We start from the raw sequence: 26,029 nt of genomic DNA, 5'->3' as shown, positions 1-26,029 counted from the left end.
TTAACAAAATGATTTGTCTATTTATCTAAAGAGGAGTAAACAGCTTCAAGGTAAGCAACTGAAACTTGTTCCGCCTCTTTTTTATATTCGATATTCCCTACATGTTGACGAAGTTGTTGATATAGCCGAATGGTCATTTGTAAAGCGTGGTAACAACTCTCTGTACTATGGTTTGGAACAGTTTCCTTTAGTTCTTCAAGTTCTTCGCTCACATATTTTTCGAGTCTTCTTACTCCTGTTGGAAGTTCACCGTTTTTGATAAGAAACAGTGGTCCAAGCGCTGAGCTTCGCATATAGGTAAGGTGATCGATTAACTCGAATAATTCTCCTCTTCCCAGTTTTGTCGCACCATAATGCACCCATACCCAAAATCGATCCTCGATCCATTGGGGACTAGAGTATAGATAGCTCGGTGATGTTCTTTGAATTAATTCACTTATTTCTGCGCCTCTCTCCCAAAGGATAATTGGATTCTCAACCCTTTGTTCAAGTTCTTGAACAGTAACAAACTTTAAATCAACGTGTAATGGCGGCGCTCCATACAAGCAAATAATTAATCGTGGCTCTCCCACATGTTCACCTGTAAAGGCAGACAATAAACTTCCTAGTTTCTCTGCAATTTGAATGCGGTAATCCATTATCTCTTCTCGGTATCTGGCATCGTATACAACAATTAAATCCAAGTCGCTGTACTCATCCATAAAACCTGTAATCATGGAACCCCCTGCAAGAAGTCCAAGTAAACGATAGTCCTCACGAAGTTTTTCTTTGGCTAGGTTAATAAAATCTTCATGCATTTGTAAAGGCATGGATATCACCCCTAAATTATGACCCTGAAAAGGGTATTACGCCATCTTATCAAATGTTCAATCACCAGTCAAACAGTATTTTAAACAATCATATTATACCGAAATACAATTGGATTATAACTCAAAAGTATAGAGTCTCATAATTGTGATATTAAGGATGCGTTTTTAGACAATGAACATCATTCACAGTTATGTTCAACTACCCTGCCCGTTAGCGCAACGAGGAGATTCCTCCCGTTGATATCCCTACTTATCGACTATATTAACCGTTAGCGGGAAATAGAGCTGCCACTCGGCAGCCCTTTTTTTCATTGAACTATCGTTTCCCGTTAGTTCAATGCCAATCCCATTCCGAGTAATGGTGATTATTAGGCCCCATTAAAGCCTCGCGAACGTGATGTAATCGACTTGGACAGGCTCTGCCGATTCGATCCGAAGTGCCCGGTTGATCGTCCCCGATGATATTGCCCATGTAAGAGGACCTGCAACAGGATGTCCCGGACGGACGTTCGGAACGGAACCCCGCTCTGGTTCGCATAGTCGATCATCTCGTCCAACTCGGATTCCTCGAGTCCTTCGATATAGACGCGATATTGCTCGACGTTTTCTTCGAACATCGTCCGGATCGCCGTCAGGTCTTCCGCTTCCTCCCACAACGAATATTGCGCGCTGCTTTTGCTCTGCAATCGGGACAGCCAGACTCGTTCCGCGACTGCTAGGTGCCGAACCAGCTTCAGAAGGTCCTTGTTCTTCGTCTCACTCTCCTTAAAACGCGTCCAAGATGCATCCGTCCGCCCAGTACAGGTGGTCCATCATGCACTTGATCGTCTTCATTTCGGTTTCCCCCTCTTCGTCTCATTGATTACTTAAATCTACTGTTTCCCGTTAGAGCTTAACAATTCATTGCAATTCTCGTCCTATCTAAATTGTTATTGATCCTTTTCACGTTTAGCCGGACCGTTATGAGCCAAAGACCATTCCACGATATGATCCGACAATATGTCATGGAGAGAACGGCGACTATGGCCGTCTCACGCCGGCCAGCGCAGCGAACGAAACGGCCGGATCTAGAGAGCGATCGAATCACCTAGTTGAGGTGGTGGCCGCAAGTCAGGTCCACGCTGCGCGACGGCAGAACGAGCGGATCCGGAAGCGCCGATCGGGGGCAGCTCTACGTACATACCGTAAATGTTTCCTTTATGTGCCGTCTTAAGCCTGTTTTCACGTGAAAAATTGACAATGCCAACTAATTTGTTACTGTCGTCAAAACATCCCAATGTAAATTGATCTTTTGTATGGTGTATCCTTTCTATAATGTGCCCCAGTGGTTTAGTTTCTTCTTGCTCATACGTTGATCCGAATGCATCGGGGTCATTTTTTCAATGCACGCAACCTTACTTCTCTATACACTTGGGCATCAGAGTCATTCAACATACGAATGTTCATTAGTCACTTCCGATCATTTATCAAATTGTTCTAAATAAAACTTGCGGATTGAAGTAAACTACCCGTTATGTTAATCCGCCCTCAATATGGAATTATTCCACATTAGACCGATAAACCCTCCATTCTCTCAAATGACAAAGTTCCGAATATATTTTTGTAAATGGAACATTGGGATTTTTGAAACTTATATTGCGCCGGTAAAAAGTCGGTTTTGTCATGCCACTCTGCCGCATGGCCTCCGTTGCCGTTATTCGGCCTCCCTTCCTGATAAGCTCGCATAAACTTTTCATCAATTCCTTGCCTGGGTCGGCCGAACGTCACACCGTCTTCTCGGGTGATCTAACAAAAATGATTTGAGCCGCTTGACACCGGTACTGTACGGTAACACATTTTAAGGTGACTTTATAGTCACGTGACAACACAAACGGATTTGTTTGTCAGCCGGCGGCATGCAAATCGAGTTATAAATGGGGAACGACTTCAACATCACAGAAACGCATTTCCGCTTTCCGCTACGTTGCGCTTCTCATACGGATCGTCCTTGATGATGAGCGACTAATGAATTTATCAATGCGATTATGAATAACCGCGGTGAAGCTTTTCGAAGTAAGTATCGAATTATTGATGTTCTATTGGTTGATGACATTCAATTCATTGCTGGTAAAGAACAAACGCAAGAAGAGTTCTTCCACACATTTAATTCTCTTTTAGAGGAAGGCAAAGCTATTATTATCTCAAGTGATAGGAAGCCTAAAGAAATTCAAACATTAGAAGAAAGATTACGATCACGCTTCGAATGGGGTCTATTAACAGATATTCAGCCTCCAGATCTTGAAACGAGAATTGCAATTTTGTTAAAAAAAGCTCAGGCAGAGAATGATTCATATTCCCTATGAAGCAATGGTATACATTGCAAGCAATATCAACTCAAATGTTCGTGAGTTAGAAGGTGCTCTCATTCGTGTTGTTGCATTTTCTACTCTAGTTAGCCAGGAAATTAGCGTTGAATTAGCAGTAGATGCTTTAAAAGATATTATTCTCTCCTGTCCCCCACAAGTTGTGACAATTCCTAAGATCCAGCAATATGTAGCAGAATATTATGGGTTGCGACCTGAAGTATTGAAGGAGCGCAAGCGAACAAAAGCAGTGGCCATACCGAGACAGGTTGCAATGTACCTCTCCAGAGAACTCACAGATTCCTCATTACCGAAAATTGGGGAAGCATTTGGAGGACGTGATCATACTACAATAATTCATACACATGATAAAATAATGAAGTTAATTCTTCAGGATTCGGAACTTATTAGAATTATCAATACTTTGACCGAGAAAATCAAAACACAATACTGAAGGATTATTCTAAGGCCCCCATATAAACTTAAAAGGACGTTTAAGTATTTTTGCAATTTCTTAACATTAGCTAAACTGCCCGTTAGCTTAGCGACCAATAAACTAAAACTTCATTCGATAGACCCCAGCCTCACCGAGAAAATCTTTCCTGGTCAATCCTTTTTCTCCAACTTAGTATTCGTGCTCGATCGATCGCATAGAAATACTCCTCTCATTTCATACAGTCACTACCTGTCTCCAACAATATTGACGATATTACCTTCCTAGTCCTCAAACGAAGCATACACTCCGCCTTCGGCAATTTCAGTTATTTGTGTAATGATTATACATTCGTGACCTCTAGCACCTGATAGATAAAAAAGAAACTATTCCTTCAAATGTTTTAAAAATAAAACTCTATCTTGATTTGGTCCATCAGGAAGCATTCCAATAGGTCTTAGCAACCAGATATCATTTACGCACGCTATCGTATACCGAATCGAGATATACTATCGCAGCTTGCTCAGCTTCTTCCTTGCGTATCAGTCCTTCGGTATCTTGACGCAATCTTCTATAGATCTCTCCACATTCGGGCCACATCGGCTTCCATGTACCCTGCAGCAACAGCACGTTCCGTCACACGGTAGATACCAAAAATTTTATCCGCCTCGGAGACGTCCTCGAATACGGTCGTGACGGGTATCACCTTCGCAACATCGAAGCCAGAACGCTTCGCCATCCCGGCAAGTTGACGCCCGATGCAAGCATTCTGTACGACGATGTCTGTTACAAAACGAGTATAGGCTCGCGCTACCAAGAGGTCGGGATAGTCAATAATTAGCGTATCCCAATCCGGCTCAGCGAGGACAATTCTCCCCCCAGGGCGAAGCACCCGGTGGATTTCAGCCAGTACTTCTCCTGGTCTGGCGACATGCTGCAGTACACGGTCTGTGTGGGCGCAGTCTATCGTGTTGGCGAATCTCCATTTAATACCACCTGATTTATTTTTTCTGTAGAGGCTATTATTGACTAAACAATATTATTAAGCTTCCCGAAGAACAGCCTTTTTTGTTTTCGCTAGACGTTCAAGCAATCGTACCGCTTCCATTGCACTATCATGGGAAGCAAAATCTGACTGAATGACTTTTGCTTTGCTACGATAAGCTGGCTCTTTTAGTACCTTTAATATAGCTTCCTTTAATTGAGAACTGCTTGGGGTACTGGTTTTAAGATTAACCCCTGCACCGAAGTATTCAATACGACCACACACTTCGGGTTGATCGGATAGAATCCCTGCCGCCACAAGAGGAACGCCATGGGATAGTGCGACCTTGACACCATTAAATCCACCATTAGTAACCATAACATCAACATAGGGAAGCAGGATAGAATGTGGGATCATGCGCTCTACACGTACATTGCCCGGTACGTTCCCCAGTTTTTCTGGATTTGGCGTAGTAACGACAACAAGTACATTCTCATCCGCCATTGCCCTAATTGTCGGCAGTGTCAGTTCTTCAACATCCGTAGCAACCGTCCCTTGAGTTACATGAACGACAGGCTTGCCTGAGCTAAGCTCTGACCACCATTTGGGAGGTATGAAGTCTGTGGGCATTGGAGGTAGCATAGGTCCAACATAGTGAAGTTGAGATGGGAGTTCCTTATATGGATATTCAAATGCTGCTGTTGTGCCATGTAGATGCAAGAATGGAGACATAAGACAATCAAAAGCGGTTTTACCTTTAGGGATGTCAGGCCCTTTTATACTTCTAAGATCGTTAATCATTTTTTTAGTAACATCTTTTAACATAACGTGTGTCCCGATCCAATTTATTATACGATTGTTAAGCCTTCCAAGAGCACTTTTAGCGGGAGGTTTTCCAGATCCATGCATGGCGCTTTCTTCGGTTCTCAAAGGAATCATTCCTATGCTTGCCCAAACCGGACCTCCTTTTTCATGAAAAAGGTAAGCTCCCAGACTACACATGTCAACAATTAATACATCTGCAGGGAAGTCTTTTATAATCTCCTGATAATCTTTCATCTGGCCAAGCATGGGGTCGACGAATAAGCTTGTCACAGCAGCATTTGCTGCAGCAAGGCCCTTTTCCTGTTTATCTACCGCACTTTCGATAATATCGGGCGTATGCTTGAATGGAACAAAACTTGCTCCGGTGGCTTTTATTTTCTCTTCCATTGCCGGTCCTGAATGCCATACTACTTGATGCCCTTCTTCAACCATTTTCGTTGCAGTTGTCAGGATTGGATTTACATGTCCAGTAGCAGGCATCGTACTGATTAAAAATTTTGCCATTGCTTTACGACCTCCTATTTGAGTCATTTTAGACAATATTTAATTTTGACTGCAGCGGGTATGCAGTTCATTTTGCAAAACTCCTTAATATCCTGCAACATATTCTTCATCCGCATTTGCAGACGCATCAAGCTTCGATCGTCCCATATAAAAGGAGATGAAAAATGCAAGAGCAGCGGGAATAATCGCCCATGCGAACGTATGCGTAATCGAGTCGGAAAGCATGTTCTTAATTTGGTCCAAAATTTCGTGCGGAATGTGTTCACGCGCTTCCGGTGAAAGCAGTATATGCGGGTCTTTCATGTCAAGACCTTTTGGCAATCGTGGATCTTTATCACCCATGGATTGAAGATAATTCGCCAATTTATTCGAAAACAGCTGGCTTTGAATAATGCCGAACGTCGTTATTCCGATAGTCATGCCAAGCGAACGAATAAATGTAAGTGTGGAGTTCGCAGTTCCCCGTTGTCTCGCCACTACTCCGTGAATGACAGCATTGCCAAGCACAGAAAACGACGATCCGATACCCGATCCAATTAAAATCATGCTTAATGTAATTAACCATCGTGTCGAATCACTCTTAAGGGTCGATGCAAGCACAACACCGGCGACTAACACAAGCAAAGTTGAAATCATAACATTTCTATACGGTACTTTAGTTATCACAAAACCGCCAATCATTGCAGTCACGACAGAGGCAAGCATCATAGGGAGCAGCACAAGTCCGGAATCCGTTGCTTTCCCCCCAAAAACACCTTGAATAAAAATTGGCATGTATACTGAAGCGACGATGAACGCTGCACTGCTAAATAAGGAAATTAGGATGCTTGTTGTATACAAACGGTTTTTGAACAAGCTGTACGAAATTATTGGTTCCTTTACCTTTGCCTCGGTAATAAGAAACGCAATCGCTAACAGGATAAACCCGGCGAATAGTCCCAAAATAGCAGCGGAGTCCCATGCATACTGTTTGCCCCCAAGCTCCAGCGTGAATATCAGGCAGACGACTGCACCAATAAGTGTAAACGCACCAACCCAATCGATTGGTTGCTTCGAATGCTCGTGCGATTCTTTGTAAAAAAGCACAATCATTAAAACCGCCAGTACGCCTACAGGCAGGTTAATGTAGAATATCCATTGCCATTTGATATGGTCGGTAATGTACGCGCCGAGCAGCGGTCCAAATATGCTCGATAAACCGAAAATGGAACCAAAGATGCCACCAAATTTGCCGCGCGATTCAAACGGAACAACGTCAAGCATGATTGTAAAAGCGATTGGAATGATGGCTCCTGCGCCGATACCTTGAATAGCGCGGTATAGCGCCAGTTCCGTTATGGAACCCGCTGTCCCGCACAAAGCCGAACCTATCATAAATACTAAAAGACCAAAAACGAAAAATCTTTTGCGACCATACATATCTGACAGCTTGCCGAATATCGGTACGCCGGCCAATTCAGCAATCATATAGGCCGATGTAACCCAAACAAATTTGTCTAACCCTCCAAGCTCACCGACGATAGTGCCCATAGCAGTTGCGACTATGGTGTTATCCATTGACCCCATTAAAATACCAAGTAAAAGTCCTGCAATGACGATGCCTAAGTTACTCTTTTTTCGTTTCACGATAGTGCTCCTCCGAAGTAGGCTTGTTATATGACCTTTACATGATCAAGGTTTGCTTTATTTCCTTTTAGTATCGCATACGTCACTTTTTCCATCGTTGCACCATCAAAAATCACTTTTTTTAGTTCCGATTTGAATGATACATTGATTAAAAAGGCATTTCGGAAAGATGCGTCTTTTAAGTCGGAATAATCAAATTTAGCACCTTTCAACGTCAAGTTATCAAAACTTATGCCGGATACATTGCACATCCATATCTTAGCGTTGTCTAACGTGCATTCTTTAAAGCTTGCTCCCCTCAAGTCGGATTTATCGAATATAGCCTCATTCAAATTGGCACCATCAAATACAGCGTCCTCCAAGTTACTGCATTTAAAGGAACACCCTGTTAAATCAGATTGACTAAAATCAGTTGCTTTCAGATTACTATAGTCAAACTTTCCGTATTAGGTCTGTTGCTTGAAGATCAGAATTTTTCAAGTCGCTTTTGGTTAAATCCATTCCTTTGCTGTTACATCTTTGTTTATCATGCGAAACTCCTCCTTAATAATTCTCTTCATTTTTTGAAAATTACTCCTCTTTGCTGGTCAGTCGCTCCGAAATATCACGGAGCCACTCATCGTTCCAGAAGAGGGAGCCATTCCTGATATCCTCGCTGGCAGAACGAACCCATTCCAATTCTGCTGCTAATACCGCCTTTTGATATTCAGATTCCAGCATAAACAGTCTTGGAATGATACTCTTGTAGGTTTGGAGATTATTATCGATCTGATGTATTGTTTTTTCTAATACATCTAACCTTTGCTCGAGTTTCTCTAGGGCATCTTGCGGTGACAATATACTGATATACGATATTGCAACTGGGAAATTAGGAAACTCCTGTATTGGTGTAGATAGCACCTCACGAAGCCATTCTATTAATATTTCTCTTCCTTCCTTAGTTGCTTCATAGACAGTTCGATCTGGTTTTCCGGTTTCCCGCAACGTTTCTTTAACAGAAATCTGTCCGTCCCGCAGTAGACGCTCAATGGTTTGGTAAATACTCGTACGCTGGCGAACGTTAATTATTTGATCCTTTCCTCTTTCTTTGATGAGCTGCTGTATTCGGTACGGGTGCATGGGTTCTTCTGCAAGAAGTGCGAGTACGGCCATGGCTAGTGGGGAACGTTGTGTTTTTATTAGTTTTCTCATAGTCATAATATTACTAGTTATAATATAACTATGTCAAGAGCCATGCTCAAAACCCCCTTGAAAACATACCGAGTAATCGGTTTGTTTTAATCGAAATCAAATGTCGAGTATAATTCGAGTGAATTTTCAGGTGGCAAAGGAGGGAAACTCTCAGTCAATTGGGCGTGTCTGCTTGCGTATTAATGATGCAAGAGTTCAAACATCGGTTCCATGTCAATGACACAAAACAATCATGTTGACGAAGACGCAGCAGCAGCCCTGGAATTAAGGTCCTAGGCTGCTGCTGTTTTATTCCTCTATCGTATCCTGTTAATCCTCTGGATTTTCCCAATTCTGCTCCAAAACATAAAACGTAACTTCTTCTTTGATGCGAAATCCATTCTTGGCCAGATCGATACTTTGACAGAAAGATCCTGGAGCAGGTAAGTAAATAAATTTACTAAAGAAACCGCAGGATGTATGACAGGAATGTCATACCTTGCGGTTTCCTTTATAAGAATCACTTCTGCTGCCAGAAGTAAAGTATAGTAGGAATGGTTGAAAATATATTCCAGGAGGCTACTGCCATGTCACATGAGATTTGGATTAACCTGCTGGTCAAAGATGTTGAGAGGTCAACTGCTTTTTTCAATGAGATTCGATTCCATGCAGTGAGCGTTGGTAACGAGAGAGCCAAACTTGCCATTCTGCTGTTCCCGGATGCGGCGCTTGAGAAATTCAGAGGTTCGAAAACCGCAGATGCTTCCCATAGCGCAGAAGTAATAATTTCCATTGGCGCTGAAAGCAGAGAAGAAGTAGATGCCTTTATTCAAAGAGCTATGTTAAAACTTGTTGTTGATTTTTGTTTCAAAAGAAAACCGCCCACAAAAAGGCGGTCATTTACATAGTTCATTTTAATGAAGTATAAACATGATCCGTATACTTAGTAATGGCTCCATCGTAATCTGGATACTTATATCCGAGACTTTCTGACACAGCTGTTGAATATTTTCCAAATTACTCATAGCAAGTTAATAAAGACTGCCACATTTTCTGGTACCTATTCTCAGAATAGGTTGATAGGAGTTTTTCCACGGCTGTGGTAGTTGTTGACATTCTGAATATGGTACACACCTTTACACGCTGTTTCCCGTCGGACTTAAATCTAATTACTTTTTCTTGCATATCAGCTGAAAGCCCGCCAGTAATCTGTACATAGTACGACAGATTCAGATAAATGAGTACTAATAACCTCGTCCAATTTAGTTGTGCGAATTCGCCCACTCCTAAGAACGCCAGAGTATGTCACCTTCAGACGGTCACGAGCCACCAGTACGCAAATTCACTATTTAACGGCACGCCGAATCGCTCGTTGATCTCGTGACAATCAGTGCCTCCCGATTGTTGAGTGAGGATGTAGCCGCCATCGATGATCACCTGCCGAACCTCCCGCGGCGAATAAGCTTCGTACTTGTTCAGCACCAGATTGAACTGGCTGGTCTCAAAAGGAAGATGCTCATCATCTTCCATAGAAAGGACAGTCACACCTAGATGCTCCAAACGTTCCTTGGCGACGGTCAAATTCGGTCGATAGCCTTCGGTAGCGCAAACGGATTTCGGCCACGGCCTCAACCTCGACAACAGTCTACAAGTCCCTCCAATATCGTGATCTGTAAATCGAATAGTACTCCATTTACAGTTACCGTCCGGTGGGCCACGCGCATAAGGAGATAGGACTTAGTATTTGTGTTCGATCGATCGCATAGAAGTACTGCTTGATTGGTTGGGGCTTTTTCTTTACCCGCCCCCAAACTTGACGCCCCGAGCCTAAAAATTTGATCTACTTGTGATACGGTTCACCTCGCATGATCTTAAAGTATCCTGCCCGTTAGCTTAATGAGATTGCATGGAAACATAGTTAGATACTTATCTAATCGGTAATCGGCTCATGTTCTTGTCCATTACGGTAATCGGTACAAGTTCTTGTCCTCGACTCGGGACAAGAACTTGTACCGATAAAACAAAAAAACCGCTAAATTAGCGACTTTCAATGGGACTATGTTCTTGTCCCCCGACAGATGTGGCCACATTATATGTGTTGTTTTTCCCTGCTTAATCAATTACCCCTTCTTTTATGATCTTTTATGATGTGTCACATTATATAAGTTTTTTTTGCTTTAGCTTAAAGCACTTCCAATGAAAAAGCAGCCGCTCGATGTGATCGGCTGATACGGTATTCATAATAAGCTATCGTTTATTCGTTATCTTGCCTTACCCGATTATCATAGTCTGGCAGTTAATAGAGCTAATCTGCACGATACGTCCATGCTATTCACGCGGTACCGAAGAATTTATTACGTTCTTCATGAAACATTAAACATTTTTCAATCTTTTTCCACTGACAGTTGCCTGACTAATTCTACAAAGTGATGCCCACGCTCTTCAAAGTTTCGGTATTGGTCAAATGCAGTGCAGGCAGGGCTCAACAGCACAGTGTCACCCGGTACGGCCAACTTGTGCGCTTGCTCCACTGCCTCAGCCAAGCCTTCACAGCGGATAATATGTGGGCAATTCGGCACTTTGCGCGCCTCAATCTCGATTTGACTGGCTGCTTCGCCGATCAACAGCAAAACCTTGACATGATCGGGCAGCAGCCTGGCCATCTCGTCAAACGGTACCCTCTTATCTCGTCCGCCGGCGATCAGCAATACTCGGCCCACGTGAGCATGCAGTGTGGAGACGGTACGGGCGGGGCTGGAACCGATGGAATTGTTATAATAATGCACGCCGGCCACAGTTGCAACCCACTGATTTCGGTGCTCCACGCCAACGAAAGTACGAACCGTCTCTAGGATTGCCTCGTCCGGCACAATCCCCTGCATAGCGGCCACGGCAGCCATGACATTTTCCACGTTATACCACCCCGGCAAACGAATGTCATTGATTGGGACTAGACCGTCGATCACGCCATCGCGGATCGTGTGACCTCCGAAATACTTGGTCCGCCCTCGCCCACGCAGTGAGGCGGTCACCGGATTATCACCGTTGAGAACGGCAAGATCGTCATCATTCTGAAAATTCAACAGGCGGCGCTTCGCGGCGGTATATTCATCCATGTCGCGGTGCCAGTCGAGGTGATTGGGAGAGATATTGGTAATCACCGCTACATGGGGAGAACACGTCATGTCCATCAACTGGAAGCTGGACAGCTCGACCACGCACGTGTCCAGCGGCGACATTTCTCCCACGTGTGCCAGAAGTGGTGTGCCAATGTTACCGCCCAGATGCACCGTATGTCCCCCATTACCCAGCATATCTGCGATCAGTGACGTTGTTGTGGTCTTACCGTCCGAACCGGTCACACCGAAAATGGGACAGGGACACAACGCGAAGAACTCCTCCATCTCACTGGTCACACGGCTGCCGCCGGCGCGGGCCGAGTCCAACGCCGGATGGTCTGGACGTATGCCTGGAGTGCGAAACACTATATCGCCCCCAACTCGATCTAGGTAACTTTCCCCTAGGTGCAACTCGACGCCTAGTTCGTCCCACTCATCCCGTGGCAGGATTGGATTACGGTCGCGTACGATTACGCGCGCCCCGGCTGAGCACAGCATGCGGATCAGCGGTGAGTTGCTGACGCCGGCCCCTATGACGGTCACGTCCCGTCCGGCAAGAGATTGGATATAGGTGTTAAACGTAGGATTCATAAGCACCTCAACTTAGAAAGTATCACTACATCAAATATACCACATTCTGGAACCATTCTACTTGTCTCTTACGGCCACTTGTACAGCTTCTGGTTCATCATTCCACTCCACTATTCTGCCTTGATACTGGCTCTTATGCTTAAGCCAGTAGAAAAAGGGCTCTAATACATTGATATATGCAATAACAGAACTCTCACCAATCCTTGTGATTTGATGATGATAATATTCGGTAAGCTGTATAAAAGCCTTTTTTTTTCATCATCGAACACAATTAGGGAGTATTTACTGCTTGCTTCTTCTGGACAGTATTGATGAAACAGCTCCCCATAGTTCCCCCTAACTGCACCATTCATAGGCAATAAAAAAAGGCTCTCCCGAAGATAATACCGGGAAGCGCCAATATAATGTGACACATTATATGAGAATATAGAGTCGAATCAAGGCTTTGTCAATCAAACTTATAACTAAAGAATATCTAGGGCTTCATTATATAGAAAGCTGTCGGAAGGGAAACAATAATCGTTCCTTATTCCATTAAAGGGCCATTTAATATCTCAAGCAAAAATATTTTTGATAACATTGGTATGAAGTTTGTGAAGCATTACATTTAAACAAGTTATCACTAATGTTATAATTTATATGTCATACATTTAAAACTACTCAAGTTAGTAGGATTATACGAATTAAGGATTGTTAAGAAATATATATTTAATGGAGAGAGTTACAATGAATAATGAATTATTGAATGATTTGATTTTATCTGTAAATAGTAAGAATCTTCATGTTCTGAATGTAATTGTTAGGCAAAATGGAAATATAATTGCAAAACATGATTTTGAAGAAGAAAGGCCTGCTCTTTTATATTCAGTAAGCAAAACCTTTACATCAATGGCAGTCGGTATTGCCATTAGGGAGAGCTACTTTAAAATTAATGACCATGTTATAGATTTTTTCTCAGATATTCAACATGACCCAAATCATGAATACCTAAAAGAGATGACTATTCATGATTTGCTTTGCATGGGAACTGGACATGCAGAATGCCCAGTTATGAAGGCTGATTGGAGTAGTGGTCAGGAATGGGATATTTCACAATTATTCTTTGATGAACCGATTGTATTTAAACCAGGTACTCATTTTACATATAACAATGCCGCAACCTATATGCTTTCAAAAATCATAAGTATTACTACAGGAAGTAACTTGGATGAATACTTAGATAGAAGAATATTTAAACATTTAGACATACCAAAACCTAAATGGGAGACATGTTCAAAAGGAATTCCACAGGGATTCTCAGGTTTATATTTAACAGCAGAACAATTATCCAGATTCGGGCAATTAATTCTCGATAAAGGTGTCTGGAAAGGTAAGCAACTGATTCCTTCAAGTTACATTGAACAAGCAACATCTGTCCAAATAAAGACCAACGATTTTATTCCTTATTTTGCTACGGCAGACCATCATCAAGGATACGGCTATCAAATATGGATGAACTCTTGCTCTAATTCATATCGTATGGATGGTTTATATGGTCAATATGTTGTAATGTTGCCAGATAAAAATGCAGTTATAACATATATTTCAAATGAACGACAAAATATGACAGGTGTTCTTGAACTTACATGGGAGACATTAATCGATAAACTATAATCTTATCGAGGATTATGTGTTGTTATGCCATTAAAGGGCGCTTTAACGGAATAACGAAAAGAACCTAATTTCTCAATACAAATGTTGAGAAATTAGGCTTTTTAATATGGGAAATTCCTTAACATTGTAACTGATTCATCGTAATGAAATTCTATTGAAAGTGCCAATCGCTGCTCTCTAACGTTCATAATGGCCGTACGGTAAGCTTCACGCAGCCGGCTCACTTGATTATCTAAGATGCCCCTCTGCCCTTATTTCAGGCAATAACGGAGTTACAGCTGAAGTGTCTTCTTTTCGCTTGGTTTTTGCATTAGTAATGGCCTTTGTACGGACACTAAAATCTCTATTGTCATAAGGAAGATTAGGAAGCAGGTACACGGAAAGAGCAGTCTGCTTTTCATCGTTAAACTTCGTACCCAACCATTTTTTCAGATTAAACATAAAGGTGTTGTAGCCTGTCAAAATCGATTGCCGCTGTCGATCAGAATGATCAGGCAGAATATATGATTCAACTTCTTGTCAAATGAAAATGACGCGGCTTTTAAGCATATACGTTCTTGTCATCCGACATCTTTCGTATTACATTTTTCCTGCGCTCTATTGAATAATGAAGCATTCACCTTTTTCCCGCGATAATTCACGAAATAAATACTTACAACTACTAATAACAGCCCTACGACAAGGCGGTAAGTTACCGGTTCATCTAAAAACACCGTACTGATGATTACGGCAATGATCGGTACAAGAAACGTGAAGGTCCCGACTTTGCTTGCCTCCCCAGCATTAATAAGTTTATAGTAAATGATATAGGCCAGTGGAATGCCGAAAGTGGAGCCGTATCCGAGTCCAAGAAGGTACTTGCCATTCCATTCAATTGCTGACCAGTTTTCAACAATGGTTCCAGTACCTATTAGAATAACTCCACCAATTATAAACTGCAAAGACACCATCCAGAAAGCATCTACTTCGCTGCTCACCTTTTTCACATAAACCACACCAAGTGCCCAGCTAAATGCCACAAGCAACCCTAAGACAACACCAATGCTCGATACATGAACGGTTAATCCGTCCACACTGACAACTACAATTCCAATAAATCCGATAATCATACCCATAATTTTAAACAGCGACATGTACTCTCCAAGCGAAATCCAAGCAAACAATCCAAGTAGAACGGGCTGAAAATAGACAAGCACGGAAAACAATCCTCCTGGCAAATAACTAAGCCCTACTGTCTGTAACCCAAAAAAGAGAATCGTATTAAAGAATGCTGAAATACAATATTTAGACCAATTTTCTCGCCAGTTGATCCTGTTCCTCATTTTATATAGGAGAGCTGCAAGGATAAGGCCCCCAATTACTGTACGCATACCTGCAAATAATAACGGGGGCGTATAAGGCACAGCCATTTTATAGATTGGCCAACTTCCACCCCAAATAAAGACTAATAATAGTAAGGCACATGTCGATTTTGTAAAGACCTTCCCCAATTGCCTATCCTCCCTTCAATAGTTGAATAGGAAACTAAGTCATTGTCCATTCTCCAACGAATTCAGCTTCATCATAAGAATAGAAGTTTTTCAGAATCTCCTCCCGATTATCAGAGAACAGTTGGTCTGCTATAGCTGAAACGAGTCTAGGTATCCCATATCTCATTCCAGGGAGCGAAGAGGCTGAGATACCACAGCTAACTATAGCTGAATAGTTAAAAACAAAAAGCCCATGAAGAAGCTTTGTATCCTTTTTGTCCCGGCATGTGAAAGTAAAGCCAGGGCCAAGGTAAGGATACGCATCAAGCTTATGGTTGGCGATCTCAGCAGGTGCATGATAATAGTCGTCCCAACGTGCAATATGGCGTTCGAAGAGCTTTAACTCTGGACGTAAAGAATGATCAGTCATAAGACCAGTGGAAATGATTAGAAAGTCAAAAGTGAAATTACCTTGTGGAGTAGTGACAATAGCCTTCTCAGCTTCATGCTGTACGTCAAGCCATGGTGCACCTAAGTGTAATGTAAAGCCTGGATGTGAAGCTGCACGTGCAAACGTGTCATTTGTAGGAGGTTGATGCTTAAAGTAATGGGCTATAACGGAATATTTATCAGCATCAGATAGAACATGAAAACGTTCTATTAGACCTGATACCCCCATTTGTCGAAGTGGGTTAATGCGCGGCAACTCCGTGCGGCGAACAAACACATGAGCCGAACCCACGCCTTCAGATAATGCAAAATTGGCATTGTCAAAAGCTGAGGCCCCACCGCCTAAAATGGCCACCTTCTTGTCTTTAAGGGTCTCAAAATCAATGTCTTCTGAGGTGTGTGCATAGAGGTGACGAGGTAATGTTTCGGAAATCATAGATGGTACGTGCCATTCCCCTCCGCCTTGAATACCAGTAGCTAAGATAACCTTGCGGGCCAGCAATGTATGAGAAGATGCTCCCGCTCCTTCCATATGCAGTCGATAAACATTTTCCCCTGCAGGCTCAATAAGCTTCACCTTTACCTCATTAACAACAGGTAAGTTAAGAACCTTTCGATACCAACGTAAATAGTTCATCCAATCGTTCCGTGGAATCTTATCGATGTCCTCCCAACTTTGTGGTCCAAATTGCGCTTCCCACCAGGAGCGAAATGTCAGAGAAGGAACTCCAAGATCAATGGATATCAAATGTTTAGCCGTACGCAATGTCATCATACGAGCGTAAGTTACCCATGGCCCTTCATATCCTTCAACGTTTTCGTCGATGACAAGGATATTAGATATTCTTTCACGCAAAAGCCCAAAGGCCACACCTAAGCCACACTGGCCCCCTCCTATAATCACGGCATCGTAGACATGCCCCTCAGGATGGTAGGTTGGGCATACCCAGTCCTCTCCCCCAAATGCAAGATAAGAAAGATCCCTTTTTACTTGTTCATTTAAAGCTTCTAAACTCATAATTTTTCATTCCTTTCAATATATGGCTTATTACTTTATCTGAATGGTGGCTTTTTCTTGTACCGTCTTATGAGCAGCATTGATGGATTACAACAATTTTCATTAAAACTTTCTGACATCATCTACATTGCCTCACCTCCTTAATTTTACAACCAATATACCCTACCCCCCTATAGTATGTAAAGGGTTATTATAAAAATTTTAATAATTTTTTTAAGGCTCTCCATTAAACGAAGGAACTTCTTTGGTTGGAATCAAATAGCGCCCGCCTGCCGGATTCACCAGTTACAGCAACGTATCGCTCCACTTGTTTTGTTCGGCACCAGCATGTTTGTGCCCGTCTTTAGCATCCTCCCGCCCACGCGCTCCGCGAAGGCCGGGAGCTTACGCGCCAGCCGGCGCCGACTCTACAGGCGCGGATTCCTTAGGCATCTGCGAGTACGCCCTAGATCTCCCCAAGCTCAATCCAGTAACCCTGCGGCTTCACCTGTGGCACGATCCGAAGCAGCCAAACCGAAAAGTTAAGCGGGATCAAGAAGCAGTTACAATAGCGTGAGGTCCCGCCTCTCTGCGGCACCTTCAGCCCAGTCGTTAACATGCGCTTGCAGCCCTCGCTGCAGATGGCGAACACACTGCACCTGGGCCGGCTGCTACAGCTCCTTGTGGTACCGCGCTTGGGTCAGCACAAACCATGCTCCACTATTGACGGTGGAGCATATAATGCTTGCGCTTCTCTGGAGGCCGCGGATCGATAGGCGTATATGCCGCATCGCTTGCCTCGGCATAAGGCTCTTGATTAGACATTCATCAACTCGGCAAAAGGACCAAGTTCTTGTCCTCAGCTCGGGACAAGAACTTGGTCCTATAAAACAAAACAAGCCGCAAGCTGGCGTCGGTACTCAACCGGCGTCAGCTTCTTTCGTTTTCGTTGCGGTCTTCTGTTGTTGTAAAAATGAATACGCCATAAAAAATGCACCCCTTAGAATTCATCGGATTAACCAGGGGTTTTTCCAATGTCTATTCTAAGGGGTGCACTTCAAGTTTGTCAGTTCCCCTTCATACGTATCCTCGAATATAAACCGCTTTTCCTCCGGCGAGTAGAAATTAGAATGTTACGCTTGTTCTGCCCAGTTAGCCGGATATGTTACATAGATAAATCGTGCATATTCTGGCACAGAAAATTGAATCTTACTTCCTTTTGGAATCAGGATCACTTCTCCTGGACCAGCTGACACCTTTGTACCATCAATGATAACATCCAGATGTCCCTCAATCACATAATCAATTTCATCATAGTTAAGTGTCCAGTCAAAGGTTGTTTCTTTCATCTCCATGATACCGCAGCCAAGTCTTGGACTTTCCTTTAGCGAAAAAAGATCTTTACAATAGACGATATCATTAGGGTTGCCTGTATCGAGACGATCCTCTTCTGTTACTTTCATATTTGGCACTTTAACAGAAGTAATCCCTCCAGGACCTCTATGAACGTTCTGTTCAATAGCATCAGCCCCTACTTTTTCCATGATGATTTTACGAACCATCTCTTCAATCATCTTTTTATCGATACTCATAGGTATCCTCCTCTAGTTCTTAGATGCAATTTTTTGGAACCATTTTACTTGCAATGAGCATAGCACCATTACAGCTGTGATACACTTTTGAACATCGATTCTGTTCTCGGCTAAAAGAGGTATGAAACAAATTTCAATACGCTATATGACTACTTTCTCCGTAATCACAATACGCGGAACGGAAAACGATGACGCCATATTCTGGATATAAAATTTGGATAGGTCCTCATTTCCCATACCAGAGAATAAACACAAAGAGGCCTAAAGTTATACCGCTTCCTATCAAGTAGGAATGCTATAACCTTAAGCCTCTTTGCTTTAGTAAGACTACGCCTTTGTAGTCCTCTATTACATTTTAAACGTGAATGAAACTGTTGTTCCACACGCTGTAGATTCAAATTGCATGCTCCCTTTTAGTTTATCCTCTAACTAGCTATTTACAATAGATAAACCTAAACTATTTTGTGAACATTCTTCAACGTTGAATCCTTTGCCTTATTTATTACTCCAATCGTGCAAAAGCCGTTGTTGGAACTCATAGAATAACGATGTCTCCATGCTCACAATCTTGAAAATTGTGTCTCACTTTCTAATTCATTCAGAAATAGGTTACACGTCTTAATTTGATTGATTTTTACACGAACTTTTCAGCTATTTGCTTCTGTCTGCTTCTTTGCAAGAAGATATCTTCGGTATTGCACAGGATCGAACTTGTTTAATCCGTGAAAGCTAGGTCTCGTGTTAGCCTCGATAAACCATACCTTTCCTTTCTTGTCGATCCCCATATCCAATCCGACGATTCGAAGGGGGAAACGAGAACCCAATTTACGTGCGATTTTGTAGGAAACACCGCTTAACTCTTTCAGAACTGTGGGTACGTTTAGCTGTTGGTCGGCTCCTCGAAGGACTTCCATTATCTTTGCATCGCGAGCTCCTTTTGCCACATTCGTGACGATGGAATTGGATCTAGGCGCGACTTTGGCGCTCATCCAGGTAAGCAACCACTGGTTGGATGGTTTCTGCAGCACAATCCGCAGATCAAAAGGTTTCTTTCGATAGGTCGCTAGTGGAATCCCTTGCTGGATAATGTACTTTTTTCCGCGGTGCATTCTCTTTGCTACTTCGGATGCGATTTTTGTATTGGGGTACTTTTTGGACGATGCCTTGAATGAGACCAGACTTTCGGAGTTATTAAGCCTCTTGACCCGGATAATCCCCGTTCCTGAGGAACCTTTATCGGGTTTGATATATAATACAGGGAAGGATTGGAGCATCTTGGTAAGAGTCGCAGCATGATACCAATGGGTTTCCGGAACGTGACGAGATAGGACGTGATCCTGTGACAAGGGCTTTCCTTTTAGCATTTTGCTATTGATGAATTTATGTCTCATGTACTCACCTCCATCCTACATTATTCTAGCCCCTTTATCTGGATAACGGCTTATATCCATTCTGGTTTAATATTACGCGGATCATAATCTATACATGTTCTTGTCCTTCGACAATACGATGTGTCACATTTTATAAATGTAAAAAACGACCTATTTTTTATTTGAGTTTTTTGTTCTCCTAAATACGGCCATCTGCAGCATTTCAGCTGCAAATGTTCCTTTTTCCTCTGAGGATGAAAAAGCTCCCTTCACAGTATCAGGTTTTATTATTTCACCTGATTTCTTTATGCCGCGAGCTTTCCTCTACGTAAAAGGGCTCCCACAGTCGGATGCATCGGTTATCTCTCCCGGAAGGCCGTTGCTCATATGCAGAATATTTCGGCACCCTGCTTCTCGAAAGCCATATCGATCCGTTCGTTTCTGCAAATCGCCATACACGATCGTCACGCGGTATTGTTGCTCAATCTGCGGGATTGCATCGATCCATCCCGCTTCCGGAAGCCCGTTTATCGTATTTATGGCTTCCCTGAGCTGTTCTTTCGTTTTGTAAATATAGTATTTCGGCATAAACAGGTTCGCCAGCAACATAAACATGACGAAAATGAGCAAGACGGAGACTAAGATGCTTATAAACAGCTTGCGCCCCAGCTTATTCATCGCCCGCCTCCACGCTGTAGCCAAGCCCCTGGTGCGTTTTGATCACATCTTCCCCCACCTTCTCCCGCAGCTGCGTACATGGGTATCCACCGTTATCGGATCGCAAAAATAATCGAGTCCCCACACCAAGTCCAGCAGTTGCCGACGTGACAGAATCTGGCCTCTGTGACGGACAAAACAGCACATAAGCTCAAATTCCATTTTTGTTAAGTGCAGATCTACGCCGTCTTTATATATTTTATTGCCTTCCGGATCAATCGAAGCGATTGATAGTGCAGTCCCAAAGTCTGCTCGCCGTTCCACGCCAAAGCCGTAACGCAGGAAATGACGGCATTTAAGGTACTGACACCGGATTGGCTTGTTCAATCCGCAGAGTACGGTCCTAACTTGAAGGTCATAGTGAACTTCTCCAATAAAGATGTGAAGCATGGCCGTGACAAGATTAAGGCAAAGTCTGCATTAATCTATGACGGAAAGAAACAGCAATATAGCCGGCTGGTCGATCGTATAAGGGAACTGCTGCCGGCGGCGCGCGTCTACGTTCTGTCGATTACGCCGGTAGATGCCGCATCGCCGGTCGGTGCGTTCATGAACCCGCAGATTGAAACGTTCAACGCAGCCCTGCAGAAGATGGCAATAGAGAAGGGAGTAGACTACATCGACCTTGCCCCCATTTTCCGGCAGCATAAGATTCAATACGATGAAGACGGCTCTCATTTCACGAACGCATTCTACCCAATCCTGCTGGGCTAATCCATGAAGCGCAAAAATCAGCGCTTCAAACTTCGTCATCAAGTTACTTCTGCACTATCTGAATTAGGTTGCCGCATGTATCGTCGAAGACAGCTATTGTGACCTTGCCCATTTCTGTCGGTTCCATAGTAAACTTCACGCCTTTTTCCATTAATCGTTTGTACTCTTTGCGAATATCTGCAACGCCAAACATTGTTACTGGGATGCCTTCGGCAAACAGCTTCTTTTGATACTCCTTTGCGGCTGGATGGTCATTCGGTTCGAGTAAAAGCTCGGTACCCTCTTGATCATCGGGAGAAACAAGCGTTATCCATCTAAATTTCCCCATTGGAACGTCCTCCTTTTTTACAAACCCCAGTTTTTCTGAATAAAACTCCAGTGCCTTGTCTTGATTTTGTACGAATATACTGGTAACAATGATTTTCATACTATTTTTGCCTCCTTTGATAATTATGACGATGGTACTGACAGGGTTGCTTCCAGTAAACCGCTCCCCTATCCCATGCGATGCGTTTTCGCCAAGAAGAACAATCCGCTTGTCCTTTATAGGTCGGTCAATGTGCAGTCAAAGTCAACCTGCTGTACATCATTCCGGATAGAAATTGCTGAACTTGGCTATTATTGTGTGTAATGATCAGGGAGTAGTTCTTTTCCCAAGGCTCCAAATAACGTGAACTGGTGAAAAAATTCCGCTTGATAACAACAGAACAGTAAAAACAAATAACCAACAAAGTTATTATACCCGCCTGGGGATATAAAATAAAAAACCGCGATTTACGCGGTATGTAATGTCTTTATGCTTTTGTCAGCCGGGAACACGAGAAAACTGCCCAAGAAGAAGACGCTGATTGACCTTATTTTATCGAACCGTTTGAAGATATTTTCTTATTTGTTCTTCGTGATACTTGTCATGGTTAATAAACATTTCTTGCAAAAAAGTTTCCAGCGTATACGCGCTATTATGGAATTGTCTGACGAATGCTGATTCAGACACCATATTGAGTTTTACTGTCAGTTGTTTGCGTTGGGAAATTGCTTCCTGTAGTAAATCTTGCAGTTTCATTTTTCTGCCGAAAGCAACCGATGCTTCATTAAAGGCCTGTACATCGTGATGTTCTTCCAGTTTTACTTCTTCATTGTTTATAACCTGGTTAAGTGTCTTACTAAAGTTTTTGTCCCAACCCATAATATGACTAATAATGTCCCGAATCGACCATGTACCAACTATTGGTGTGCATAGAACATCATCAGAGTAAGGGATTAAATTAGAAATAAAAATTGTAAATCTCTCTAAGTCCTGAGACACCTCTGCAATCGTTACCACATTGCATTCCTCCAAATGATGGTTTTGAAAATCGGCAAGCCTTTTCATTGCTTAAAATCTAAGGAAAAATCAATCAAGATGGCGGATCGATTATAGCACGTATGTTCGCAGAAATCCATCGCCCCGTAGGTTACCGTATGCCTTGCCGAGCTTCAAATCGTTCTGCTGAGGGCCCTTCAGGATACCTCTTTTTAAAGGGTACATCGATTGACTAACAAGCTCTTCTGCTCGTTCCCGTATAATACCTTGAACAACAACTTTCCTATATGGGTTATGAATTTCTTATTGCGCCTCTTAACATAGCAGAAAACGGCTGCCTTCTTCACGGCAACCGCTTCTCTTACCTGTCGCAAATGCATTGCGGCAGGCATTGTATGTTAAATTTCAAACGTCGACTACTCAGTTCGGTATAGCTGACCACATGCCGCATTAATGTCTGATCCGAATTGAGTTCGGACCGTAACGTTCACACCATTTATTTTCAACGTCCGAACGAACATTTTGATCCTTTCGGGGTCAGATGGCAAGTAGCTTTGAGGCGTCACTTCTGTCGAATTGTAGGGAATTAGGTTCACGTGGTAAAGATGTTCCCAAGCTCCCCTTCCCCTCAACAGGGCGGCAACCGCTTTCGCATGCTCCGCCGAATCGTTGAACCCTCGAAGAAGAATATACGCGATATACACCTTTCTTCCCGTATGCCGGATATGGCGATCCAATGCATTCAGCACGTCGCGGAGCGGAAACCGCTTATTGATCGGCATCAGTTCGCTCCGTTGATCGTCGAACGGCGAATGCATCGAGAAGGTTAGATTGACCTGTGGAAACTCGCGCGTCAACCTATCGATTCCTGGCAACAGGCCGATGGTGGAAACCGTAATTCTTCGATGTCCTAAACTGAAAAGATGCGGGTTGGTCAAAATCGCCAGCGCATCGAAAAGGTGCGGGTTGGCGAGGGCCTCCCCCATGCCCATGAAGGACACGCTGTCCAGGGCGTGGCCGTTCACGTGAAAGTGAAGCAATTGGTCGGTAATTTCGTCGGCGGTCAAATTCCGTTTCAGGCCGATGGTACCGGTCGCGCAAAAGCGGCACCCGAACCCGCAGCCGCACTGGGTGGAAATACAATACGATTGCCACCCCCGTTTATAGGAAAGTCGTACGGCCTCTATGCGTTCGCCACCCCCGATGGCAAACAGCACCTTGCTGACCTGCTGCGATGTGAGTTCCTTTACCGGAATAACGCTGGAGACATACGGACCAAGCGTCCGGGCCAGCTCTTCTCGCAAAAATTTAGGCAGTATGGTGATCCGTTCGTATTCAGCAATTTTTTGTTTGAAAATAGCGTCCATAATTTGCCCATACCGGTACGCAGGCTGCTTGAAGTCGGACAAGATCTGCCCAATCGTTTCATATTTCGAGGTTGGTTTCATGTGTTCTCCTTACCGCCGGAGAAAATGCAAAAAAGCAACCGCCGAACGGCGCTTTAATGCGTCATTAACCAACTATGCAGGAAAAAACACGATGCGTTTGCGGACATAATCGCTACGTGCATCTGTCGATAGATTGGTAAACCTCCGGCAACAGATTTATTTTTTTGTGAACCGGGTCAACCGGAAGGAACCGGTTCACATAATCATCTACAACCTCAACCTCAATGATCATCGCTTTCATCCTCCTAGAGTGTGTTAAACTTTCAGTTCCACAACTTTTGTCGCGATATGTTTACAAAACTCGCTGTCGTGCTCCACAAAAAGGATAGTCGGTGAATGCTCCAGCAGCAGTTCTTCGATTTGCATCCTGGAAATGACGTCGACAAAATTAAGCGGTTCATCCCAAACATGCAAATGAGCGCGTTCACAGAGGCTTTTCGCGATCAGAACCTTCTTCTTCTGACCGCCGCTAAACGAAGCGATGTCCTTTTCGAATTGCAAGCGCGAAAAATCGAGTTTTCTCAAAATCGCTTTGAATAAGCTTTCGTCAATCTCGCTGGATCTGGCGAATTCCGACAAATTGCCCCGCAACTGCGAGGTATCTTGTGAAACGTAAGAAATTTTCAACTGGCTCCCTTTTCGAAACACGCCTGAATGAGGAATCTCCTCGCCGCAAATCAGTTTGAGCAAACTGGATTTGCCTGAGCCGTTCGGACCGGAGAGCACGATGCGATCCCCTTGCTCGACAGTAAAGCTGATGTCGCGGCAAACGTTCTTCTCTCCATAATGAATCGAAATGCGGTCAAGCTCGACCAATTGGTGTTTATGATAAGTCATCTGCGCTATTTTCAGGCTTTCCGAGCTCTCGACGTTTCTCAGAAGCTGGGATCTTTCCTCGATCGCGGATTGCTGTCTTTGCTCGATCGATTTGGATCGTTTCATCATTTTGGCGGCCTTGTGACCGATGTATCCTTTGTCGACCTTGGAGCCGGAGTTACGGGTGCCGTTTTTCGTTTTTTCTACTTCGTGCGACCAGTTGCTCGTCCGCTTGGACGCTTCGGACAGCCTCTTAATGTCCTTCCTCAGCTTTTCGTTCTCGGCCCGTTCGAAATGGTCCTGTCTTTGTTTATTCTCCCACCAGTCTGAAAAATTTCCGTTCTGGATTTCGATATTGGTCTTATTGATCGAAATAATGTGATCCACACAATTGTCGAGAAACGCCCGATCGTGTGATACCAATATAAACCCGCTCTTGTCGTTCAAATAGTCACTTACCAGCTTCCGAGCATGCAGATCCAGATGATTTGTCGGCTCGTCGATAAGCAAAAAGCTGTTTTCCTTCAAAAACAGGACCGCCAGCATTACCTTCGTCTGTTCTCCATTGGACAACGAGTCGAACGGCCGGTACAACACATCCTCTGATAACTTCAGCAGCGAAAATTCGCGCATGAGTTGCCAGTGCTCATAGTCGGGATAGATGTCGGCTACCACATCGAATGTATAATTTTCCTTGTGTTCGACGTGGAACGGGAAATACTCGAAGCTGACGTTAGAGGAAATCGTTCCGCTGTACTCATACTTGCCGAGCAGCAGATTGAGAAACGTCGTCTTGCCCCGGCCGTTCCTCCCCGTAAAGCCCAATTTCCAGTTGGTATCGATTTGTAAACTTACATGCTCAAAAATGTTGTCGTAACTGCCGTCATAGGCAAACGTCAGGTTAGTTACCTTGATCAATGACACTCCAAAAACCTCCTTGGTTCACAAATAAAAAAGAGCTGCAAGAAAGTTGACCTTTCTTACAGCTCAAAAAAAATAAAGCAAATCCAACCCTACGCAGAGTCAGATAAGGACATATTTTTTGAGTGAAAAGAATAAGGTAACTTTCTTGCCAATAAAGAACAAAACAGAACTT

At 43.4% G+C, this 26,029-nt stretch carries 23 protein-coding genes and 6 pseudogenes; 4 read left to right on the top strand and 25 right to left on the bottom strand.

Annotated features, from left to right (window positions below; translation table 11 throughout):
- Positions 1 to 17: 17 nt before the first annotated feature.
- A complete protein-coding gene (locus NNL35_RS18020; protein WP_006678991.1) occupies positions 18 to 809 on the bottom strand; it encodes an aminoglycoside 6-adenylyltransferase in 792 nt (263 codons plus the stop codon).
- Positions 810 to 1,177: 368 nt separating this feature from the next.
- Positions 1,178 to 1,540: a DinB family protein gene (locus NNL35_RS18015; RefSeq protein ID WP_238535434.1), complete on the bottom strand. Its 363-nt coding sequence runs from the start codon at positions 1,538 to 1,540 to the stop codon at positions 1,178 to 1,180.
- Positions 1,541 to 2,809: 1,269 nt separating this feature from the next.
- Here NNL35_RS18015 and dnaA point away from each other — a divergent pair.
- Positions 2,810 to 3,605 (top strand): annotated as a pseudogene (dnaA, locus tag NNL35_RS18010) (chromosomal replication initiator protein DnaA); the annotation flags it as partial.
- A gap of 550 nt (positions 3,606 to 4,155) precedes the next feature.
- Here dnaA and NNL35_RS30540 read toward each other — a convergent pair.
- The 6 genes and pseudogenes from NNL35_RS30540 to NNL35_RS17985 all read right to left on the bottom strand — a co-directional run bounded on the left by NNL35_RS30540 (position 4,156) and on the right by NNL35_RS17985 (position 8,721).
- On the bottom strand, positions 4,156 to 4,575 hold the full coding sequence (locus tag NNL35_RS30540; protein ID WP_083835614.1) for a methyltransferase domain-containing protein: 420 nt from the start codon (positions 4,573 to 4,575) through the stop codon (positions 4,156 to 4,158).
- A 51-nt stretch (positions 4,576 to 4,626) separates the two neighbouring features.
- Positions 4,627 to 5,898 carry a glycosyltransferase gene (locus NNL35_RS18000; RefSeq protein ID WP_006678995.1) on the bottom strand — a complete coding sequence of 424 codons (1,272 nt, stop codon included), beginning with the start codon at positions 5,896 to 5,898 and terminating at the stop codon, positions 4,627 to 4,629.
- Positions 5,899 to 5,982: 84 nt separating this feature from the next.
- Positions 5,983 to 7,524: an MDR family MFS transporter gene (locus NNL35_RS17995; protein WP_006678996.1), complete on the bottom strand. Its 1,542-nt coding sequence runs from the start codon at positions 7,522 to 7,524 to the stop codon at positions 5,983 to 5,985.
- Between the two features lie 26 nt (positions 7,525 to 7,550).
- Complete coding sequence (locus NNL35_RS30420) at positions 7,551 to 7,775, bottom strand: pentapeptide repeat-containing protein (protein WP_274380421.1); 225 nt, start codon at positions 7,773 to 7,775, stop codon at positions 7,551 to 7,553.
- Positions 7,764 to 7,949 (bottom strand): annotated as a pseudogene (locus NNL35_RS30415) (pentapeptide repeat-containing protein); the annotation flags it as partial. The gene NNL35_RS30420 and the pseudogene NNL35_RS30415, both read right to left, overlap by 12 nt.
- A gap of 145 nt (positions 7,950 to 8,094) precedes the next feature.
- Positions 8,095 to 8,721 carry a PadR family transcriptional regulator gene (locus NNL35_RS17985; protein ID WP_100226432.1) on the bottom strand — a complete coding sequence of 209 codons (627 nt, stop codon included), beginning with the start codon at positions 8,719 to 8,721 and terminating at the stop codon, positions 8,095 to 8,097.
- A 560-nt stretch (positions 8,722 to 9,281) separates the two neighbouring features.
- On the opposite strand from NNL35_RS17985, the gene NNL35_RS17980 reads away from it, so the two are divergent.
- Positions 9,282 to 9,602 carry a VOC family protein gene (locus NNL35_RS17980; RefSeq protein ID WP_006678999.1) on the top strand — a complete coding sequence of 107 codons (321 nt, stop codon included), beginning with the start codon at positions 9,282 to 9,284 and terminating at the stop codon, positions 9,600 to 9,602.
- A 1-nt stretch (position 9,603) separates the two neighbouring features.
- Here the strand turns inward: NNL35_RS17980 and NNL35_RS17975 are convergent.
- From NNL35_RS17975 to murD, 4 genes and pseudogenes are all read right to left on the bottom strand, one after another.
- A pseudogene (locus tag NNL35_RS17975) lies at positions 9,604 to 9,786 on the bottom strand (aminoglycoside 6-adenylyltransferase); the annotation flags it as partial.
- Positions 9,782 to 10,036, bottom strand: a pseudogene (locus NNL35_RS17970) (IS1595 family transposase); the annotation flags it as partial. The pseudogenes NNL35_RS17970 and NNL35_RS17975, both read right to left, overlap by 5 nt.
- Positions 10,006 to 10,275 (bottom strand): hypothetical protein, encoded by a 270-nt coding sequence (locus NNL35_RS17965; RefSeq protein ID WP_254553630.1) that lies wholly within the window; start codon positions 10,273 to 10,275, stop codon positions 10,006 to 10,008. The pseudogene NNL35_RS17970 and the gene NNL35_RS17965, both read right to left, overlap by 31 nt.
- An 803-nt stretch (positions 10,276 to 11,078) precedes the next feature.
- Complete coding sequence (murD, locus tag NNL35_RS17960; RefSeq protein WP_006679001.1) at positions 11,079 to 12,404, bottom strand: UDP-N-acetylmuramoyl-L-alanine--D-glutamate ligase; 1,326 nt, start codon at positions 12,402 to 12,404, stop codon at positions 11,079 to 11,081.
- Between the two features lie 726 nt (positions 12,405 to 13,130).
- Here murD and NNL35_RS17955 point away from each other — a divergent pair.
- Entirely contained in the window at positions 13,131 to 14,057 is a 927-nt protein-coding gene (locus NNL35_RS17955) for a serine hydrolase domain-containing protein (protein ID WP_006679002.1), read from the top strand.
- 228 nt (positions 14,058 to 14,285) lie between these two features.
- Here the strand turns inward: NNL35_RS17955 and NNL35_RS17950 are convergent, their stop codons facing one another.
- The 9 genes and pseudogenes from NNL35_RS17950 to NNL35_RS30820 all read right to left on the bottom strand — a co-directional run.
- Complete coding sequence (locus NNL35_RS17950; protein ID WP_254553629.1) at positions 14,286 to 14,498, bottom strand: hypothetical protein; 213 nt, start codon at positions 14,496 to 14,498, stop codon at positions 14,286 to 14,288.
- Between the two features lie 119 nt (positions 14,499 to 14,617).
- Positions 14,618 to 15,547: a DMT family transporter gene (locus tag NNL35_RS17945; protein ID WP_006679468.1), complete on the bottom strand. Its 930-nt coding sequence runs from the start codon at positions 15,545 to 15,547 to the stop codon at positions 14,618 to 14,620.
- A gap of 34 nt (positions 15,548 to 15,581) precedes the next feature.
- Positions 15,582 to 16,994 carry an NAD(P)-binding domain-containing protein gene (locus NNL35_RS17940; RefSeq protein WP_006679467.1) on the bottom strand — a complete coding sequence of 471 codons (1,413 nt, stop codon included), beginning with the start codon at positions 16,992 to 16,994 and terminating at the stop codon, positions 15,582 to 15,584.
- Positions 16,995 to 17,856: 862 nt separating this feature from the next.
- Positions 17,857 to 17,970 (bottom strand): IS3 family transposase, encoded by a 114-nt coding sequence (locus NNL35_RS30705; RefSeq protein WP_138985674.1) that lies wholly within the window; start codon positions 17,968 to 17,970, stop codon positions 17,857 to 17,859.
- A 136-nt stretch (positions 17,971 to 18,106) separates the two neighbouring features.
- A complete protein-coding gene (locus tag NNL35_RS17935) occupies positions 18,107 to 18,565 on the bottom strand; it encodes a cupin domain-containing protein (RefSeq protein ID WP_006679466.1) in 459 nt (152 codons plus the stop codon).
- Between the two features lie 144 nt (positions 18,566 to 18,709).
- A pseudogene (locus tag NNL35_RS17930) lies at positions 18,710 to 18,802 on the bottom strand (hypothetical protein); the annotation flags it as partial.
- Between the two features lie 410 nt (positions 18,803 to 19,212).
- Entirely contained in the window at positions 19,213 to 19,956 is a 744-nt protein-coding gene (locus tag NNL35_RS17925; protein WP_006679465.1) for a YheC/YheD family protein, read from the bottom strand.
- A gap of 303 nt (positions 19,957 to 20,259) precedes the next feature.
- The gene (locus NNL35_RS17920; protein WP_006679464.1) at positions 20,260 to 20,613 is read right to left on the bottom strand and encodes a hypothetical protein; all 354 of its coding nucleotides are present in this window, start codon (positions 20,611 to 20,613) and stop codon (positions 20,260 to 20,262) included.
- Positions 20,606 to 20,871, bottom strand: a pseudogene (locus NNL35_RS30820) (winged helix-turn-helix domain-containing protein); the annotation flags it as partial. The gene NNL35_RS17920 and the pseudogene NNL35_RS30820, both read right to left, overlap by 8 nt.
- A 66-nt stretch (positions 20,872 to 20,937) precedes the next feature.
- On the opposite strand from NNL35_RS30820, the gene NNL35_RS17910 reads away from it, so the two are divergent.
- Positions 20,938 to 21,366, top strand: a complete 429-nt coding sequence (locus tag NNL35_RS17910) for a GDSL-type esterase/lipase family protein (RefSeq protein ID WP_193372696.1) — start codon at positions 20,938 to 20,940, stop codon at positions 21,364 to 21,366.
- Between the two features lie 43 nt (positions 21,367 to 21,409).
- Here NNL35_RS17910 and NNL35_RS17905 read toward each other — a convergent pair whose 3' ends face one another.
- The 4 genes from NNL35_RS17905 to NNL35_RS17890 form a co-directional block, all read right to left on the bottom strand.
- Complete coding sequence (locus tag NNL35_RS17905) at positions 21,410 to 21,793, bottom strand: VOC family protein (RefSeq protein ID WP_006679462.1); 384 nt, start codon at positions 21,791 to 21,793, stop codon at positions 21,410 to 21,412.
- Between the two features lie 432 nt (positions 21,794 to 22,225).
- Complete coding sequence (locus tag NNL35_RS17900) at positions 22,226 to 22,690, bottom strand: maleylpyruvate isomerase N-terminal domain-containing protein (RefSeq protein WP_006679461.1); 465 nt, start codon at positions 22,688 to 22,690, stop codon at positions 22,226 to 22,228.
- Between the two features lie 395 nt (positions 22,691 to 23,085).
- On the bottom strand, positions 23,086 to 24,117 hold the full coding sequence (locus NNL35_RS17895) for a Cfr family 23S rRNA (adenine(2503)-C(8))-methyltransferase (RefSeq protein ID WP_006679460.1): 1,032 nt from the start codon (positions 24,115 to 24,117) through the stop codon (positions 23,086 to 23,088).
- Positions 24,118 to 24,372: 255 nt separating this feature from the next.
- A complete protein-coding gene (locus NNL35_RS17890) occupies positions 24,373 to 25,857 on the bottom strand; it encodes an Lsa family ABC-F type ribosomal protection protein (protein WP_006679458.1) in 1,485 nt (494 codons plus the stop codon).
- Between the last annotated feature and the right edge of the window lie 172 nt (positions 25,858 to 26,029).

Source organism: Paenibacillus dendritiformis, assembly GCF_945605565.1.
GTDB lineage: Bacteria > Bacillota > Bacilli > Paenibacillales > Paenibacillaceae > Paenibacillus_B > Paenibacillus_B dendritiformis_A.
Note: the sequence above shows the minus strand (reverse complement) of the source record. Positions and strands in the feature narration are given on the sequence as shown.